The organism is Micropruina sp. (genome assembly GCF_047607385.1).
Classification (GTDB): domain Bacteria; phylum Actinomycetota; class Actinomycetes; order Propionibacteriales; family Propionibacteriaceae; genus Micropruina.
Genome location: NZ_JASGDE010000025.1, coordinates 1 through 14,620, shown reverse-complemented (window position 1 = coordinate 14,620; position 14,620 = coordinate 1). Strand labels below are relative to the sequence as shown.

General features: G+C 71.1%; 13 protein-coding genes. 8 read left to right on the top strand and 5 right to left on the bottom strand.

Annotated features, from left to right (window positions below):
• Positions 1-180 precede the first annotated feature (180 nt).
• Complete coding sequence (locus QM582_RS02220) at positions 181-1,338, top strand: PucR family transcriptional regulator (RefSeq protein WP_415081350.1); 1,158 nt, start codon at positions 181-183, stop codon at positions 1,336-1,338.
• Between the two features lie 14 nt (positions 1,339-1,352).
• Here QM582_RS02220 and QM582_RS02215 read toward each other — a convergent pair whose 3' ends face one another.
• Together QM582_RS02215 and pruA are read right to left on the bottom strand one after the other, a co-directional pair.
• Entirely contained in the window at positions 1,353-2,324 is a 972-nt protein-coding gene (locus QM582_RS02215) for a proline dehydrogenase family protein (RefSeq protein ID WP_415081349.1), read from the bottom strand.
• Positions 2,324-3,970: an L-glutamate gamma-semialdehyde dehydrogenase gene (gene pruA, locus QM582_RS02210; protein ID WP_415081347.1), complete on the bottom strand. Its 1,647-nt coding sequence runs from the start codon at positions 3,968-3,970 to the stop codon at positions 2,324-2,326. The genes QM582_RS02215 and pruA overlap by 1 nt, the downstream gene beginning before the upstream one ends.
• Before the next feature lie 181 nt (positions 3,971-4,151).
• Here pruA and ilvD point away from each other — a divergent pair, with 181 nt between their 5' ends.
• Positions 4,152-5,999: a dihydroxy-acid dehydratase gene (gene ilvD, locus QM582_RS02205; RefSeq protein ID WP_415081345.1), complete on the top strand. Its 1,848-nt coding sequence runs from the start codon at positions 4,152-4,154 to the stop codon at positions 5,997-5,999.
• Between the two features lie 334 nt (positions 6,000-6,333).
• Positions 6,334-7,581 carry a hypothetical protein gene (locus tag QM582_RS02200; protein WP_415081343.1) on the top strand — a complete coding sequence of 416 codons (1,248 nt, stop codon included), beginning with the start codon at positions 6,334-6,336 and terminating at the stop codon, positions 7,579-7,581.
• 137 nt (positions 7,582-7,718) lie between these two features.
• Here QM582_RS02200 and QM582_RS02195 read toward each other — a convergent pair whose 3' ends face one another.
• A complete protein-coding gene (locus QM582_RS02195; protein ID WP_415081342.1) occupies positions 7,719-8,228 on the bottom strand; it encodes a hypothetical protein in 510 nt (169 codons plus the stop codon).
• 158 nt (positions 8,229-8,386) lie between these two features.
• On the opposite strand from QM582_RS02195, the gene QM582_RS02190 reads away from it, so the two are divergent.
• The 4 genes from QM582_RS02190 to QM582_RS02175 all read left to right on the top strand — a co-directional run bounded on the left by QM582_RS02190 (position 8,387) and on the right by QM582_RS02175 (position 11,400).
• Positions 8,387-9,922, top strand: coding sequence for an alpha/beta hydrolase family protein (locus QM582_RS02190; protein WP_415081341.1), 1,536 nt, complete (start codon positions 8,387-8,389; stop codon positions 9,920-9,922).
• Positions 9,919-10,164, top strand: coding sequence for a DUF1778 domain-containing protein (locus QM582_RS02185; RefSeq protein WP_415081339.1), 246 nt, complete (start codon positions 9,919-9,921; stop codon positions 10,162-10,164). The genes QM582_RS02190 and QM582_RS02185 overlap by 4 nt, the downstream gene beginning before the upstream one ends.
• On the top strand, positions 10,157-10,663 hold the full coding sequence (locus tag QM582_RS02180; protein ID WP_415081337.1) for a GNAT family N-acetyltransferase: 507 nt from the start codon (positions 10,157-10,159) through the stop codon (positions 10,661-10,663). The genes QM582_RS02185 and QM582_RS02180 overlap by 8 nt, the downstream gene beginning before the upstream one ends.
• A 134-nt stretch (positions 10,664-10,797) precedes the next feature.
• On the top strand, positions 10,798-11,400 hold the full coding sequence (locus tag QM582_RS02175; RefSeq protein ID WP_415081336.1) for an HAD-IA family hydrolase: 603 nt from the start codon (positions 10,798-10,800) through the stop codon (positions 11,398-11,400).
• A 34-nt stretch (positions 11,401-11,434) separates the two neighbouring features.
• On the opposite strand, the gene QM582_RS02170 is transcribed toward QM582_RS02175, so the two are convergent.
• Positions 11,435-12,340, bottom strand: coding sequence for an AEC family transporter (locus QM582_RS02170; RefSeq protein ID WP_415081335.1), 906 nt, complete (start codon positions 12,338-12,340; stop codon positions 11,435-11,437).
• A 171-nt stretch (positions 12,341-12,511) separates the two neighbouring features.
• The gene (locus QM582_RS02165) at positions 12,512-13,000 is read right to left on the bottom strand and encodes a glutathione peroxidase (protein WP_415081334.1); all 489 of its coding nucleotides are present in this window, start codon (positions 12,998-13,000) and stop codon (positions 12,512-12,514) included.
• A gap of 50 nt (positions 13,001-13,050) precedes the next feature.
• Between QM582_RS02165 and QM582_RS02160 the strand changes: the two genes are divergently transcribed.
• Positions 13,051-14,502: a DUF2252 domain-containing protein gene (locus QM582_RS02160; RefSeq protein ID WP_415081332.1), complete on the top strand. Its 1,452-nt coding sequence runs from the start codon at positions 13,051-13,053 to the stop codon at positions 14,500-14,502.
• Positions 14,503-14,620: the final 118 nt, after the last annotated feature.

The window sequence follows — 14,620 nt, the reverse complement described above, 5'->3', positions numbered from 1 at the left end:
TCAGGTCGGGCGAGAAGCCCGAGGGTAGGTGGGTCGGAGACCGCTCACCGGTTGGGACAGGCGGTCGGCTGCTGACATTCTTGTCCGGACAGCGCACCAGGTCGAGCCACATTCGTCACAGCAATGCCTGCGGGTTGTCGACGATTGCACAAGCCCGACCCCGCACGGAGAGGACCTGCCATGCGACCCGAGTTGCAGGAAGTCGTCGATGAGTCCTCGCGTCTGCTGCAATCGGCCACGGTCTTGGAGGACCGCAACTTCAACCTGCTCGCCTACGCCGCCCAGCCGACCGAGGTCGATTCGGTGCGGCGGAACTCCATCCTGCAGCGGCGCTCCGCCCCCGCCGTCCGCGCCTGGTTCGAGAGCTTCGGGATCTCCGACAGCACGCAGCCGCTGCGCATTCCCGCCGACCCGGGGGCCGGCCTGCAGGCGCGGATCTGCTTTCCGGCGCGCTGCAACGGCACCACCTACGGCTACTTGTGGGCGCTCGACGAGGAGACTCCGCTGACCGACCCGGCGGTGGCGGAAGTCGCCAAGCTGACCGCCGAGGCTGCGGTCTACCTGGCCCGGATCGGACGGCAACGCTCGGAGGTCTCGCTGGCCGTGGCCGACCTGATCGGGGCCGACGCCGACAACGCCCAAGCCGCGGCGGAACGCCTGATCCAGCGCGGCCTGCTCGACCGGCAGGCTCCGCTGACCGTCGTGGTGATCACCGAGACCGAGGGCTCGCCGCCTCGGGTGACGCCGAGCCTGTGGGGCCAGCATCGCCAGCTGCTCGTCGACGTGGGGCCCGGCGGCGCGGTCGCCGTCCTGCCGTTGCGCACGCTGGAATCCGGCGACCAGGCCCGTGACGCCGCCACGGCCATCCTGGACCTCTACGCCAGCGAGTTGCCGGAGGACTGGGAGGGACGGCTGGCGGCCGGCGTCGGACGTCCGCGCGGCTCGGTCACCGAACTGCACCGGTGCTGGCTGGAGGCCCGGACGGCGGCCCGCATCGCCGGCACCAGCCGTCGCGAACGGGTCGCGATGTGGGACGACCTGGGCCCGTACCGGCTGCTCGAAGCCCTACCCGCGGCCCAGCTCTCCGCGATCGTCCTCGACGGCCCGCTGCAGCGGCTGCTGGCGACCGGGGACGCCGAACTGATCCGCACCGTCGAGGTCTTCCTGGACCGGGCCGGCAACGTCGCCGAGGCCGCTGCCGCCCTGCACGTGCATCGGCAGACGCTCTACTACCGGCTGGGCAAGGTGGAGACGATCACCGGGCTGCGGTTCAGCAGCGGACCCGATCGGGTGCGCCTTCAGCTCGGCCTGATGCTGGCTCCCTTCCTGAACGAGTGAGCGGAACCTCCTGGTCAGCGCCTGCCGACCAGCGAGCGCAGGAAGAAGACCAGGTTCGCCGGACGTTCCGCGAGCCTGCGCATGAAGTAGCCGAACCAGTCGTCGCCGAACGGGACGTAGGTCCGCAGCCGGAAACCCGCCTCGACCAGCCGAGTCTGCTCGGCGTCCCGGATCCCGTACAGCATCTGGAACTCGAACCGGTCCGACCCCCGTCCGGCCTGATCGGCCAGCCGCTGCGCGCCCTCGATCATCGCCGGATCGTGCGAGGCGACCATCGGGTAACCCTCCCCCTGCATCAGCACCTCCAGACAGCGCAGATAGGACGCGTTGACTTCCGCCGGCGACTGGAAGGCGACCTCGGCGGGCTCTTTGTAGGCGCCCTTGCACAGCCGGATCCGGGAGCGCGGGCCGGAGAGATCGCGGCAGTCCTGCTCGGTGCGGTGCAGGTAGGCCTGCAGCACCGTCGCCACGTCCGGGAACTCCTCGCGCAGCTGCCGGACGATCCGCAGCGTGGAGTCGGTGGTGGTGTGATCCTCGGCGTCCACGTTCACCCAGCAGCCGACCGCCTCGGCCGCCCGGCAGATGGTCAGCGCATGGCCCAGGGCGAGAGCTTCGCCGTCACCGGGCAGCGACTGCCCCAGTGCGGACAGCTTGATCGACACCTCCAGCCGGCAGCAGCCGCCGTCCAGCGGCTCGACGGAGAGCTTGCCGAACTCCTCCAGCAGCGCCAGGTAGGCGTCGACCGTGGCCTGCGCCTCGTCCGCCGTGGTGATGTCCTCACCCAGGTAGTCGACCGAGATCATCCGTCCCTGCGCGAGCAGCCGGCGGACGGTGTCGACCACCGCCCGCTGGTCGGCGCCGGGGACGAAGCGGGTGACCAGCGAGCGGGTCAGCGGCAGCCGGGTGACCAGCCGTTCGACCCAGGTCGAACGGCCGGCCGCCAGCAGGATCGGGCGCAGCGGGTTGCCCAGGGTGATTGTCCCCATCACTGCGCCTCCGGCAGCTGATGCGCGTAGCCGTGGTGGCGTGGCGGAACGAAGGTCTCCTTGATCGTGCGCGCCGACACCCAGCGCAGCAGGTTCAGCGCGGAGCCCGCCTTGTCGTTGGTGCCCGAGGCCCGTCCGCCGCCGAACGGCTGCTGGCCGACGACGGCGCCGGTGGACTTGTCGTTGATGTAGAAGTTGCCGGCGGCGAAGCGCAGTTCCTCGTCCGCGGTGAGGATCGCCTGCCTGTCGGTGGCGATGATCGAGCCGGTCAGCGCGTAGTCGGAGCCCTGATCGACGAGCCGCAGGATGTCGGTGTAGGCGTTCGGCGTGTTGTCCTCGTAGACGTGGACGGACAGGATCGGCCCGAAGTACTCGGTGCGGAACGCCTCGTCGGTCGGGTCGCTGCCGACCAGCACGGTCGGGTCGACGAAGAAGCCCTCGCTGTCGTCCGATCCGCCGCCGGCGGCGATGGTGATCGAGCCGACGCCGCGGGCCCGCGCGATGGCGTCCCGGTTGCGGTCGAACGCCTTCTGGTCGATCACGGCGCCGCCGAAGTTACTGAAATCGTTGACGTCGCCGTAGCGCAGCTGGCTCACCTCGTGCAGGAACTTCTCGCCCATCTTCGACCAGACCGAACGCGGGATGAACGCCCGGGACGTCGCCGAGCACTTCTGCCCCTGGTAGTCGAACGCGCCGCGGATCAACGCGGTGGTAAGCACCTCGGGGTCGGCGGAGGCGTGGGCGACGACGAAGTCCTTGCCACCGGTCTCGCCGACCAGCCGCGGGTAGCTGCGGTAGTTCGGCAGGTTGTCGGCGACCTGGCGCCACAGCGTCTGGAACAGCGCGGTGGAGCCGGTGAAGTGGATGCCGGCCAGGTCGGGTGCCTGCAGCGCGACGCTGGAGATCGTCGGCCCGTCCCCGAGGACCAGGTTGATCACGCCCTTCGGCAGTCCGGCGGCCTCCAGCAGCTGCATGGTCAGGTAGGCGGCGGCCGCCTGGGTCGCGGACGGCTTCCACAGCACGGTGTTGCCCATCAGCGCCGGCGCGGTCGGCAGGTTGCCTGCGATCGCGGAGAAGTTGAACGGAGTGATCGCGTAGACGAAGCCCTCCAGCGGACGGTAGTCGGTCCGGTTCCACACCCCGCTGCCGGAGATCGGCTGCTCGGCGAGCAGCTGCCGGGCGAAGCCGACGTTGAACCGCCAGAAGTCGACCAACTCGCACGGCGTGTCGATCTCGGCCTGATAGGCGGTCTTGGACTGGCCGAGCATGGTGGCCGCTGCCACCCGCTCGCGCCACGGGCCGGCGAGCAGGTCGGCGGCACGCAGGATCACCGCAGCCCGCTCGTCGAACGGCATCGCCCGCCAGCCCGGCGCCGCGGCCCGGGCGGCTGCGATGGCGTCCGAGATGTCGCTGGGCCGCGCCTCTTGATAGCTGCCGATCACCGAGGCGTGCCGGTGCGGCTGGACGACGTTGTAGCGCGGCCCGGCGGCGTTGCGGTGCTCGCCGCCGATCACCTGGCGAATGTCGAGCGGGTTGGCGGGAAGACGATCGAGTTCGACCCGCAGCCGGGCCCGCTCGGGGCTGCCGGGGGCGTACTCGTGCACGGGTTCGTTGATCGAGTTCGGGACGACGGTGATGGCATCCACGGCTGGCCTCCAGGAAGTGAGTGGCAAGTGGGCCGTCCCAGTCAACCGGACCAGGATTCGCCGAGCAATGGGCGATTGGCGAGACCCGCGTCGGCGGCGTTGTGCGATCGTCCGATCGGGCACCGGGTCACCGGGTGACCGGTGGATTCCGGCCGGGTTACGCGGGCGTAGTCTTCTCCGCATGCCTGCTCTGCGTTCTCGCACAACGACCCATGGCCGCAACATGGCCGGCGCCCGCGCGCTGTGGCGCGCCACCGGCATGGGTGAGTCCGACTTCGGCAAGCCGATCGTGGCGATCGCCAACAGCTTCACCCAGTTCGTGCCCGGCCACGTCCACCTGCGCGACATGGGCAAGCTGGTCGCCGGGGCGGTCGCCGAGGCCGGCGGCGTCGGACGCGAGTTCAACACCATCGCCGTCGACGACGGCATCGCGATGGGTCACCACGGCATGCTCTACTCGCTGCCCAGCCGCGAGATCATCGCCGACTCGGTGGAGTACATGGTCAACGCGCACTGCGCGGACGCCCTGGTCTGCATCTCGAACTGCGACAAGATCACCCCGGGCATGCTGCTGGCGGCGCTGCGGCTGAACATCCCGACCGTGTTCGTCTCCGGCGGCGCCATGGAGGCCGGCAAGGCCCTGGTCAACGGCGGCACCGTGCAGACCCGGCTCGACCTGGTGGACGCCATGGTGAAGGCGGTCGACCCCAACGTCGACGACACCGACCTGACCGCCATCGAGCAGAACGCCTGCCCGACCTGCGGCTCGTGCTCGGGCATGTTCACCGCCAACTCGATGAACTGTCTGACCGAGGTGCTCGGCCTGTCGCTGCCCGGCAACGGCTCGACGCTGGCGACGGCGTCCGCCCGCCGCGACCTGTTCCTGAACGCCGGCAAGCTGGCCGTCGACCTGGCCAAGCGCTGGTACGACGACGAGGACGCCTCGGTGCTGCCGCTGTCCATCGCCACCAAGGAGGCGTTCAACAACGCCATGCGGGTGGACATCGCGATGGGCGGCTCCACCAACACCGTGCTGCACCTGCTGGCCGCCGCCCACGAGGCCGGCGTCGACTTCGACCAGCACGACATCGACGCGCTCTCCCGGGTCACCCCGTGCATCTGCAAGGTGGCCCCGAACTCCGCCAACTACTACATGGAGGACGTGCACCGCGCCGGCGGCATCGTCGCCATCATGGGCGAACTGGACCGCGGCGGCCTGCTCGACCGCAACGTGCACGCCGTCCACGCGCCCGACCTGGACAGCTGGCTGGACGACTGGGACATCCGCGGTGGACGGGTCAAGCCGGAGAACGCGGACCTGTTCTACGCCGCGCCCGGAGGCGTCCGGACGACCGAGGCGTTCTCGTCCACGAACCGTTGGACGTCCCTCGACACCGACCCCGAGAACGGCTGCATTCGCGCGGTGGCTACGCCTTACACCGCCGACGGCGGGCTGGCCGTGCTGTACGGCAACCTCGCCGAGGACGGCTGCATCGTGAAGACCGCCGGCGTCCCCGCCGAGCAGTGGGAGTTCAGCGGCCCGGCGAAGGTGGCCGAGTCGCAGGAGGAGGCGGTCGAGAAGATCCTCGGCGGCCAGATCCAGGCCGGTGACGTGGTGGTGGTCCGCTACGAGGGTCCCAAGGGCGGGCCGGGCATGCAGGAGATGCTGTACCCGACGTCCTACCTGAAGGGGGTCGGGCTCGGACCGAAGTGCGCACTGATCACCGACGGACGCTTCTCCGGCGGCTCGTCCGGCCTCTCCATCGGGCACGTCTCGCCCGAGGCGGCGTCCGGCGGCACCATCGGCCTGGTCGAGGACGGCGACATCATCACCTTCTCGATCCCGAACCGGACCGTCACCCTCGAGGTGGACGACGCCACCCTGGCCGCGCGCCGGGCCGAGGCGGAGGCCCGCGGCTGGAAGCCGAAGGCGCGGCAGCGCGAGGTCTCCCCCGCGCTGAAGATCTTCGCGATGCTGGCCCAGTCCGCAGACAAGGGGGCCGCCCGGCGGGACCCGGACGACCTCTGAGGTTCCGCCGCCGGTCGAGCTCGTCGTTGGTCGAGCTTGTCGAGACCCCTTGTGGGCTGGGCCTTGGTGGTTACGTTGGTTGCCGCGGAGGAGCTTGTGGGACGCCGGGGACGGTTCTCTTCGTCCCACCCTTGGTCGAGCTGTCGAGACCCGTCAATCAGCGACCGATTCGGCACCCGCCCGAAGCTGCCGAGGCGGGACGTCCCCCGAATCGGTCGCTAATCCACGTCCCCCTCTACCTTGCTCCGGCCCTCACGGCCTCGAACCGGACCCACCCTCGTCCGAGGAGGGGCCCACACAATCGGAACGAGAATGATTATCGTATCCTGCCGGCATGAAACTTGTCCGCGCTCTCGTCGCCGCTGCCCTGACCGCCGGGTTGGTCACCGCGGCGCCCCCGCAACTCGCCCCCGCTCACGACGCGCCCGACCCGGTCGGTGAGGCCTGGCACGTCCACGAACGCCTGCTGGTCAGCGACTCCGCCACCGGCGACATCGTCGTCATCGACGACGGCAAGGTCCGGGACCGGATCTCCACCCCCAAGGCACCGATCAGCCTGGCCCGCTCCGCCGACGGCACCGTCGCCTTCGCCCTGCGCGGCCGCGCCGCCGACCGGCACCACGTCAGCATGATCGACACCGCCTACGACGCCGAGCACGCCGAAGCCCGGCTGCCCTACGTCGCCCGCACCTGGGTGACCACCGCGCCGGGCGGGGTCAATCACGGACGGCTGCCGGAGGCGTCCGGAAAGATCGGCATCCCCTCGGAGTCGGACGGGGTGCTGCAGTGGTTCGACACCAGGAAGATCGCCGGGTTCGAAGATCCGCGGGCCGGCACCCTCGACCTGGGCCAGCCCGGGCACTACAGCCTGGTGGTCACCAAGGCCGCGGACGGCGCCGAGCTGCTGCACGTCGGCAACATCCGCGGCACCAGCCAGGTGCTCGACATCGCCTCCGGGAAGGTCGTCTCCACCGGCACCGGCGCCTGCCCGGCGCTGCACGGCGCGATGCTCAGCCCGGACGGCACCCGCGTCGTCTACTCCTGCGCCAACGGGCTGCGGGTGGTCCCGGCCGACCCGTCCTCGGGCGGCGAGCAGGCCTTCGTGCCCTACCCCGGCAGCCGGCGCACCGCGGTGATGTTCGCCGGCGCGGACGGCGTGATCTGGGGCAGCACTGGAGGCGCCCTGACCACGGTGCAGCGGATCGACACCCGTTCGGCGGTGCCGACCATCACCGAGGTGTCGGTCGCCCGTCGCGGGCACAAGCGCACCGTGCTGCGGGTGGACAGCTCCGCGGACGGCGCCCGGCTCTACGTGCTCACCCATCAGGGCTATCTGCAGTTGCGGGACGGCAACACCGGCAAGCTGATCCGGGAACGCCGGGTGATGAAGAAGGTGCCGACCTCGCTGGACGAGACCACCGAGGTCGCTGTCCTGCCCGACCTGGCCTTCGGCGAGGACAGCGTGCACCTGTCGGTGCCGCAGTCCGGGACGGTGCTCACCTTCGCCGACGACCTGCGCGGCGGCTTCTACACCCTGCGGGTGGGCGGCACACCGACCCGGATGGTGGTGCTGTCGCACTGAGAGACGTCGCGGCCGGTTCCCGAGGACGGGCAATCGTGGTACGAGGGGTCTGACCCCTCGTGCCACCCGCGAATCGCGGGCCGCTCTCCCGCGGTCCCATGTCGACGTGAAACAAGGATCCGGCAAAGAGCGGGCGCTCAGGCGTCCGGCATCTGCCAGGGGATCTCCTCGATCTCCTCGTCCTCGATCGGCGCCCGGGCGGTCAGGTAGGCGCCGACCGCACCGAACAGCGCAGCCGGGATGAACAACATGCCGACCGACATGATCATCAACACGCAGATCGCCCCGAGCAGGCCGGTGCAGATCCAGGCGATGCGCACCCGGTGCCGGCGCACCACCAGCGGCACGATCATCAGCACCAGGGGGATCAGCAACGGCGGGAACACCATCCAGCCGAGCATCGCGTACGCCGCCACGGTGACCGCGCCGGACGCGGTCGGCACCGTGATCAACGGCATGAAAGAGAAGAACACCGCGGCGGCCACGACGTAGGCCACCGCCGCCCACTGCCAGAGTTTCGCCTGCCTCGCCACGCTCACCCGCCCAGTATCGGGCATCGGCGCCTGCCGGAAGGTCAGCCGAGCCCGGGCAGCACCAGCGCCGGCGTCCGGACGGCGGGCGCCGGACAGCCCACGGAGGCCGCGCACCCGCGAATCCTCCCTGGCGCGGGCCCGGCGGGCGCTCCCCTCGTCCCACACCGGCTACGACCACAGCGGACGCACAGGTCCGATCGGACGACTCTGGCGGCAGCGCGCATGGCGCACCGGCCGATCCGGCCCGGGCCGTCCGCGAGCAGGATGGCCCGGTGACCCAGACCATCGCCGCACTCGGCCTGTCGCCGCTGGAACTGCTCCTGGTGCTGAGCGGCCTGGTGCTGACCGCGTCCCGCTGGCTTCCGGTCAGGTTCGGTCGCGGAGTCGCGCTGTCCGCGGCGGCGGTCGCGGTCGGCTCGGCGATCGTCACCGCCACGGCAGCGTTCCGTTGGCAGCTGTTGGTGGTGTTCGCCGGCATCGCGGTGGGCCTGGTGCTCGCGCTGCCGGTCCTCCGCGGCCGACCCCGGACGCCGGGGAAGCGGCGGTGGCCGGCCGCACTGGCCGGCGTGGTGGCGCTGGTCTTGCTGGCCGGCGGTGCCGCAGCGGGCGCGGCGTTGCCCGTCCCGGCCTTCCCGCAACCGACCGGCCGGTACCCGGTCGGCAGCACCGTGCGGCAGTGGACCGACGAGACCCGTCCGGAGACCGCCACCGACGACCCCACCGATCGCCGCACCGTGGTCGCCCAGCTCTGGTATCCGGCGGTGCCGGGCGCGATCGGGCAGGCGTCTCGCTACCTGGGTCCCGATCCGGAGGCCGCGACGGTGGCGTCCGGGGTGGCCGGCTATCTCGGCGTCCCGGCGTTCGTCCTGGACGGCCCGGCCCAGGCTCGCACCCAGGCGCTGGCCGACGCTCCGGTCGCCGCTGGCGGACCGTTCCCGGTGGTGCTGTTCTCGCCGGGGCTGGGCGGGGTCCGCACCCAGAACACCGCCTGGGCCGAGGAGCTCGCCAGCCGCGGCTACGTCGTCGCCGCACTGGACCATCCCTACGACTCGGCGGCGGTGGTGCTGCGCGACGGACGGGTCATCGCAACCCGGGTCAGCGCGACCGGGGACGACGCCGAAGACCGCCGCCACGCGGTCGGGTGGACCGCGATCCGGGCGGCCGATCTCAGCTTCGCGCTGTCGGAGCTGTCCCGGCTCGACCGGGACGCGTCCGGAATGTTCCACGGGAAACTCGACACCGCCCGGGCCGCGGTGACCGGGCACTCGCTCGGCGGCGCAGCCGCGCTGCAGGCCCTCCGCCAGGACCCGCGCTTCGTCGCCGCTATCGACCTGGACGGCTTCCCCTACGACCCGGCGCCGCGGCGCTTCACCCGTCCGGTGCTCGCCCTCACCCATCCGCTCGAACCCGGCGAGAGCCCCGACTACCTGCCGCGGCTCACCGGGGTGCTCCAACTCAGCGGCACGGACGCCTACCGGCTGGAGGTGCCCGGCACCGTCCACCTCAGCTTCACGGACGCGCCGCTGTTCCTGCCGCCGCTGCCGAGCCTGATGGGGTCCCTGGGCCGGACCGAGCCGATCCGGATCACCGCCGAGGCGTCCGCCGACTTCCTGGACGCCACCCTCGGCGGCCGCACCGCCGACCTGGCCGACCGGTTGGCAGCGCTGGGTGAGCTCTCGGCGTACCGGGGGGGGCGTCCGAACGCGATAACGGCGAGGCGATACCTTGCCCCGGACGCACGACGCCGTACAATCGTCCGTACAGAGAGGATGACATGGGCGCAACAGCACGACTCGAGTTCCGGGTGACACCGGACAATCGCGCGCGCATTGAACGTGCCGCGGAGATCGCCGGAGAACCGGTCACGGCGTTCGCCCGCTCGGCGGCCGAGCAACGCGCCGAGCAGATTCTGCGTGAGCACGAGGCGACGACCAGGGTCCCCGCGGAGTACTTCGACGAACTGCTCGCGGCGTTCGATGCCCCAGTTCAGCCGAGCCCTGCTCTCGCGGACGCGGCGCAGCGGCTGCGCGAGACCGTCGTCCGTGACTGAACGACTTCGCTCCCAACGGCTGGATCCGGAACGCCACGACATCGCGGGATTCTCGTGTGTCGAGGACTCCTTGGATCAATGGCTGCGCAGGCATGCCGCCGACGCTGCGGCACGCGGAACGGCCCGGACATGGGTATGGCTGGACAGTGAGGAACGCGTCGTCGCCTACTACGCACTCGCGGCGCACAAGGTCGCGCGCGAGCAGGTGCCGTCGCGGATCGGACGCGGTGGGCCGGCCGAGGTGCCCGCCGTCCTGCTGGCCCGGCTCGCCCTCACTGAGCATCTGCGGGGCCATGGGCTCGGTGCCGTGCTCGTGGCCGATGCACTCGAGCGCGTTGTCGAGGCGACCCGGACGGTGGCCGCACGCGTCGTGGTCGTGGACGCGTTGACCGAGCCGGTAGCGCGGTTCTACGAGACCCTCGGGTTCCGACGCGTCCCCGGCAGCCTCCGTCTGGTGCAGAAGGTCACCGACATCGCGGCCGCACTCGGTCACGACTGAGGTAACCACGGTTGTTCTCCTGGTTTCAGTTTCGTCGCCCGTCCGTGACCCAATGCTTGTCAGACGGGTTACGGCGCAAGCCCAGGCAGGGCGCCTCAGATGAAGGCGGGTCGTTCACACGTCACAATCGGCGTATGCGCCGAGCCCGTCCACCGTTGCGCGTGGTGCTGCTGGACGCCGACGGGGTGCTGCAGCGGCATCGGCCGGGGCTGGTCCGCGGGTTGTTGCGGCTGGGTGGGCCGCGATTCCTGCTGGACGCCCTGCGCGCCGAGGTCGGCTGCCTGACCGGTGAGCGCGACTTCCCGGACGCCCTGGCCGAGGCGATGCGTCGCCATCGGGTCCGGGGAACCGTCGCCGAGGTGGCCGCCCGGTGGCTGGACATCGTGGTCGACCCGCGCCGCCTGGCCCTGGTCGACGAGCTGCGCGGCCGCGGCGTCCGGGTCGCGCTGGCCACCAACCAGCACCGGTTCCGCGGCTTGCACATGCGCGAGGTGTTGCGGCTCGACGACCACTTCGACGCCGCCTACTACTCCTACGAACTGGGCGTGGCCAAGCCGGACGCCGGCTACTTCACCCGGATTCTGGACGACCTGGGCGAGCCGCCCGGCTCGGTGCTGTTCGTCGACGACCTGCCGGGCAACGTCCGTGCCGCCCGGGCCGTCGGCATCGACGCCCGGCTGCACCTGTGGCGCACCGGCGTCGCCGGGCTGCGCCGCACCCTGACCTCCCGGCTCTGACGTCCCCGGTCGGGGTCGGGGCCGACCGCGCGGCTCAGGCCAGCAAAGGCAGAAACGCCACCACCCCGGCGATGGTGCCCAGGCTGGCCAAGGTCGACAGCGCCACCACGCTGGCCACCAGGGCCGGGTTCGAGCCGTACTCGCGGGCCAGCATGAACGCGTTCACCGCGGTCGGCATCGCGCAGGCCAGGATCAGGCTGCTCAGTTCGGGGCCGTCCAGCCGCAGCAACAGGCCGAGCCCGGCGGCCAGCACCGGCGACGCCACCACCCGGACGCCGGCCGCGATCAGCACGGGCGCGTTCAACCGCAGGCTGGAGCGCTGCCCCAGCTGCAGCCCGAGCGCGATCAACACCATCGGGATCGCCGCCTGGGCCAGCAGTTCCACGCCGCGGGCGACCCCGACCGGCAGCACGAACCCGGTGGTGCGGACGATCAGTCCGGCCAGCAGCGCCCAGGTCACCGGCAGCTTCACCACGGTCAGCACCGCGTCACCCACTCCGCCGTGCGAGCCGAGCAGCGCCGGACCGACGGTGTACATCACCACCAGCGAGGTGACGAAGATCACCACCGCCTGGTCGAGCCCGACCCGTCCCAGCGCCAGCAGCGCGATCGGCAGTCCGAAGTTGCCGTTGTTGCCGATCACCACGCTGGCGATCATCGCCCGCCGGGTCGGCCCGTCCTGACCCCAGGCGGCGGCCAGCGCGATCAGGCCGGCGACCAGGGTGATCAGCAGATAGCCACCGACCAGCTGGATCGCCTGCCCGCCGGACACCTCGGTCTTCATCACGCTGTCGAAGGCGAGCAGCGGGGTCAGTCCGTACAGGTTGATCTTGCCGACGGTGTCCATGTCGAGCCGGAACCTGCGGGCCAGCGCGACGCCGACCAGTGCGACCAGCACCACCGGCAGGATCACCTCGATCAGCGCAGTGAGAAAGGCCACCGATCGATCGTTTCATCACCTCGGCCCCCGGCCGCGCCGCAACCACTGCGCGAGCAGCCCCACCAGGGACGTCCGGCCGACGCGTCCCCGGGAAACCCCGGACGGCCCAGCTCAGTTCGGCCCAGCTCAGTTCGGCCCAGCTCAGTTCGGCCCAGCTCAGTTCGACAGAGCTCAGTTCGGCAGGACGGCCTCGATGGCCGCGATCACCCGCTCGTCCTCGGGGTCGACCTGCGGGGCGAACCGGGCCACCACGGCGCCGTCCGGGGCGATCACGAATTTCTCGAAGTTCCACCGGATGTCGCCGGTGTGGCCGTCGGCGTCCGGGGTGTCGACGAGGGCGGCGTACAGCGGGTGCCTGGTCTCGCCGTTCACGTCGATCTTCTCGGTCATCGGGAAGGTGACGCCGTAGGTGGCCGAGCAGAAGGCGGCAATCTCGTCGGCGCTGCCCGGCTCTTGGTTCATGAACTGGTTGCAGGGCACCCCGAGCACGGTGAAGCCGCGCGGGCCGAAGCGCTCGTGGAGCCGTTCCAGGACGGCGTACTGCGGGGTCATCCCGCACTTGGACGCCACATTGGCGATCAGCACGGCCTTGCCGCGGTACTGCGCCAGGTCGGCCGGGCCGCCCGTAAGAGCGCCGATCTCGATGTCGAACACGGACATGGGCCCATCGTAGGCCTGGGCACTAGGCTCGTCGCCGGAGAGGAGCAGCGATGCCGCAGCACACCAGCCACACCGTCCTGGCCAGCACCGACAGCAGCGCGTTCGCGTCGGTGAGGCAGCGGGGCACCACCCGCGACGAGCGCTTCGCACTGGGCCGCTCGCTGCGCGAGAAGGTGCCGATCTCCGCGCTCGGGGTCTGGAACGCGACCCAGGCCCGTCCGGACCCGATCGAGCTGATCAACGCCTCGCACCAGGGCCGGGTCGACGAGCTGATCCCGATCCGGGTGGGACGGATGGTGTCGTCGCCGTACGGGTTCTACCGGGGCACCGCGGTGGTGATGGCGTCCGACGTCGCGGCGCTGCCGATCACCGGGATCATGCCGGTGATCTGCGGCGACTCGCACCTCGGCAACTTCGGCTTCTACCGCTCGCCCGAGGGCGAGCAGGTGATCGACCTGAACGACTTCGACGAGGCGCATCCGGGTGCCTGGGAGTGGGATCTGCGCCGGCTGGCCGCCGCCGTCTGGGTGGCCGGACGCGAGAACGGCTACAGCGAGGACGCCTGCGCCGAGGCGGTGCGGGCCTGCGTGCTGGCTTACCGGGACGAGGTCGCGCAGCTGGCGTCGATGCCGCTGCTGGCCCGCTCGTACAACCGGCTGGACATCGAGCGGCTGCACGAGACCGCCACCGAGAAGGACCTGCGGGACGAGATCCGCCGGGCCGGCCGGGTGGCCCGCAAGCGCACCTCGGACCGGGCGCTGCCGCGGTTCACCACCGAGAGCAACGGCGAGCGCCGGATGGTCGAGGAGCTGCCGCTGATCCGGTCGGTGCGCGGCGACGAGTACGAGCAACTCGCCGAAGGCCTGGACGCCTACCTCGACACCCTGGCCCCGCACTGGCGGCGGGTGGTCGCCGGCTACACGCTGGTCGACATCGCGCACAAGGTGGTGGGGGTCGGCTCGGTCGGCCTGCGCGCCTATGTGGCCTTATTGGAGGGCAGTTCGCCGGACGACGTGCTGTTCCTGCAGCTGAAGCAGGCGCGCCGCTCGGTGCTGGCCAGGTACGTGCACGGCGACAACGCCTGGCACGCCCATCAGGGCCAGCGGGTGGTCGAGTACCAGCAGGCGTTGCAGACCGTCTCCGACCCGCTGCTGGGCTGGACGGAGGTGGACGGCCGGCAGTACTACGTCCGGCAGTTCCGCAATATGAAGGGCACCGTGCCGCTGGACGGGCTGACCGCCACCGCGCTGACCGACTACGCCGGCATCGTCGGGCACCTGCTCGCCAAGGGCCACGCCCGGACGTCCGGCGCGTCGATGATCGCCGGCTACCTGGGCCGCGGCGAGAAGGCGGCCAAGGCGTTCTCCCGGTTCGCCCGGCTCTACGCCGACCAGACCGAGGCCGACCACGCCGCGCTGGTGAAGGCGGCTCGCGCCGGACGCGTCCCGATCGCCGACGGCGCCCTGGCCGCCATGGGTTCCGCCTTCCGTCCCGGCGGCTGACCCGCTCCCCCAACCCCGGCGTCCGCACCGAGCGCTCGCCTAACTATTTGGCGCTCGCTGAGTTCAGCGAGCGCCAAATAGTTAGGCGGGCGGATGGGTCGGGCTGGGGGCTGGGGCC

Coding starts and splice junctions, on each gene's coding strand:
- QM582_RS02175 (WP_415081336.1), top strand. CDS start 10,798: ATGCGCCGAGCCCGTCCACCGTTGCGCGTGGTGCTGCTGGACGCCGAC.
- ilvD (WP_415081345.1), top strand. CDS start 4,152: ATGCCTGCTCTGCGTTCTCGCACAACGACCCATGGCCGCAACATGGCC.
- QM582_RS02220 (WP_415081350.1), top strand. CDS start 181: ATGCGACCCGAGTTGCAGGAAGTCGTCGATGAGTCCTCGCGTCTGCTG.
- QM582_RS02165 (WP_415081334.1), bottom strand. CDS start 13,000: ATGTCCGTGTTCGACATCGAGATCGGCGCTCTTACGGGCGGCCCGGCC.
- QM582_RS02200 (WP_415081343.1), top strand. CDS start 6,334: ATGAAACTTGTCCGCGCTCTCGTCGCCGCTGCCCTGACCGCCGGGTTG.
- QM582_RS02160 (WP_415081332.1), top strand. CDS start 13,051: ATGCCGCAGCACACCAGCCACACCGTCCTGGCCAGCACCGACAGCAGC.
- QM582_RS02215 (WP_415081349.1), bottom strand. CDS start 2,324: ATGGGGACAATCACCCTGGGCAACCCGCTGCGCCCGATCCTGCTGGCG.